Origin of the sequence: Peptoclostridium litorale DSM 5388 (assembly GCF_900141635.1) — a bacterium.
GTDB classification, from domain to species: domain Bacteria; phylum Bacillota; class Clostridia; order Peptostreptococcales; family Peptostreptococcaceae; genus Peptoclostridium; species Peptoclostridium litorale.
Map to the genome: position 1 here is coordinate 1 of NZ_FSRH01000031.1, position 2,479 is coordinate 2,479.

At 42.4% G+C, this 2,479-nt stretch carries 3 protein-coding genes; all 3 read right to left on the reverse strand.

Going from position 1 to position 2,479, the window contains the following annotated elements; genetic code table 11:
• Positions 1-72: 72 nt before the first annotated feature.
• From tnpC to tnpA, 3 genes are read right to left on the reverse strand one after another with little or no spacing between them, the layout of a single operon-like run.
• Positions 73-1,668, reverse strand: coding sequence for an IS66 family transposase (tnpC, locus tag BUQ87_RS14765; RefSeq protein WP_038261786.1), 1,596 nt, complete (start codon positions 1,666-1,668; stop codon positions 73-75).
• Positions 1,669-1,722: 54 nt separating this feature from the next.
• Entirely contained in the window at positions 1,723-2,079 is a 357-nt protein-coding gene (tnpB, locus tag BUQ87_RS14770; RefSeq protein ID WP_038261782.1) for an IS66 family insertion sequence element accessory protein TnpB, read from the reverse strand.
• Positions 2,076-2,396: an IS66 family insertion sequence element accessory protein TnpA gene (gene tnpA, locus BUQ87_RS14775; RefSeq protein ID WP_038261781.1), complete on the reverse strand. Its 321-nt coding sequence runs from the start codon at positions 2,394-2,396 to the stop codon at positions 2,076-2,078. The genes tnpB and tnpA overlap by 4 nt, the downstream gene beginning before the upstream one ends.
• Between the last annotated feature and the right edge of the window lie 83 nt (positions 2,397-2,479).

Below are 2,479 nucleotides of genomic sequence, written 5' to 3' on the forward strand. Positions count from 1 at the left end.
GTATCCGTCAAATACAACCCACATATGAAAAGCGTCCTATCTATGAGATAATACTCACAAATAGGACGTTTTCTATTTTTTAGATTCAAATGTTTTAAGGCACTCTTTCGGCAGGGTTTCAGACCACGGAAGAAGATGATCCAGTGCGTATGGAGTGCTGAGTTTTGTATTCGGAAGCTGCTCGAACAGGTATTTCAAATAGTAAAAAGGATTCAGGCCATTCATTTTGGCTGTTTCTATTATGCTGTATGCCATGGCGCTGGCTTTTGCTCCATGAGGTGATTTGCAGAATAGATAATTTTTGCGACCGATAACAAACGGCTTGATTTGCCTTTCAGCGGCATTATTAGTCAGCTCGCATTGACCATCCTTCAAGACATTGCTTAAAAGCTCCCAATTTGACAGGCTATAGTTTACCGCTTGACCTAGCTTGCTTTTACGTACAATCTTGGGCTGGACTTCTTGGAGCCATGACAAATAAGCCTCCATTGCAGGCTTTAGATTCTTGTTTCGCATCTTGAATCGTTCGTTTGCGGATAAATCCTTCCACTCGGATTCAAAGCGGAACATTCTCTTGAAATATTCAAGCGCCTTATGTGCATGTGTCGATTCAATTTCCGATTCCTTTGGCAGAGCCTTCAGGGCATCGGTATAGTATCGCCTTGCATGTGCGAAACAACCTACTCTGGTTACATTCTCCACCGAATTATAGCCGGAATAGTCATCTGTTTGCAAAAATCCGCTAAAACCGTTGAGGAAATTCTTGGGATGCTTGCCGCTTCTGGATTGCTGGTATTCATACAGCGAGATTTTCTTTCCGAAAGCTCCGCTTTTGTAAAGCCACATATATGACTTGCTGCCAGCAGGCTTGCCGTCTTTAGTCAAAACCTTGAGGGGACTCTCGTCCGCCTGTATAAAAGTTTCCTTCAGCAGCTCTTCTTTCAGCCTTTCAAAAAACGGATCAAGCCAGAGCTCGCAGGCTTTTATTATCCAGTTCGACATGTTTTGCTTTGAAATTTCGATTCTAAAGTCACTGAATATCTTCTCTTGCCTTGTGAGCGGAAGCGCCGCAGAATACTTTTGATACATCAAATATGCAACTAGGCTGGGCGAAGCAAAACTCCCTGAAATCACTGGTTCCGGCATTGGAGCTGTTATTACAGGGGTGTTTTGTCCGGAATTTTGGCATTTTCTGCATGCATACACTTTCCTGACATGCTCGACAATACATACCTTTGCCGGTATGATTTTGAGCTCCTTTCGCACTTCAACTGACATCTCGTGCATGGAGGAGCTGCATTTTTCACACACCTGTTCATTTTCAGGAATTTCGTACTCTATTCTTTCAACAGGCAGATCGTCGAATGAAGGCTTGTTTGTTCCTCGCTTTTTGCTTCTTTCGTAAGTGATTTCTTCAAGCTTTGGCTCTTCTTTTTCCGGTCTTGCCGTGATTTCAGCTTCATTGAAAAATGAGATTTGCGCTTCATCGACATTGTCGCTGGACGTGCCGTATTTTTTTGCTGCACTCAGCCTAAGCTGCTCCTCGTACCATTTGATTTTTGCATTGGCCATTTCCAGTTCGTGCTGAAGCTTGGCATTCTCATTTTTCAAATCATCTACTGACTCTCTATTCTGTTGTAATCCCTTGTTTTCAGCTGTATTTTCCATACCTTTATTATACCATGAACACGTCTTCAAAAAAACCTTATTCTAGATGGTTTTTCAAATCAAAACCCGCTCGAGTGCGGGTCTATGTGCGCTGTCTTGGTGTATGTCCATTCCGTCGAGAAGCCAGCGAAATTGCCTTTCACTGATTGAAACAGATGCCACGCTTCCCTTTGGAGGCCACTTGAAACTTCCGCTTTCCAGCCTTTTGTAGTGTATCCAAAAGCCATTGTTGTCCCAAACAAGAATTTTAATGAGGTTTTGTCTTTTGTTGCAAAAGGCAAACAAATGAGTTGAAAAAGGGTCCATTTTCAGTATATGCTCCACGATGAGAGACAGGCCGTCTATGGATTTTCTCAGATCTGTCGCCCCAAGCGCCAAGTGAACCTTTTCTATGGGGATTTGCTTTATCATAGTCTTTTGAGAGTTCGTACAAGTTTTATAAGAAGCATTTCGTCAAAATCTTCAGCTATGGACAGCTTTACACCGTTGATCTCTATTACAAGAGCCGGAGCTAACGCTTCAGAAACACAAACGCTTGCAAATTCAAATCCGCAAAATCCGAAATCCTCCTCCGGAGTGGATGCTGCACTGCGAATCTTCCTGATCCAATATCTTAGAGTACTGACCTTGATGTCATTTTTTTCGCACCAGGCTTTTTGAGTGAGATTGCTTGACTTGAAGTCGCTTACGCGGCTAGTCCAAATTTCTCTACTTTCATCTATTTTCATAAAAACACCTCCGATTTAATATCTTTGGTGTATTATCTCATTTCTTACTTTTGGAGTCCATGTGGGTTGTATTTGACGGATAC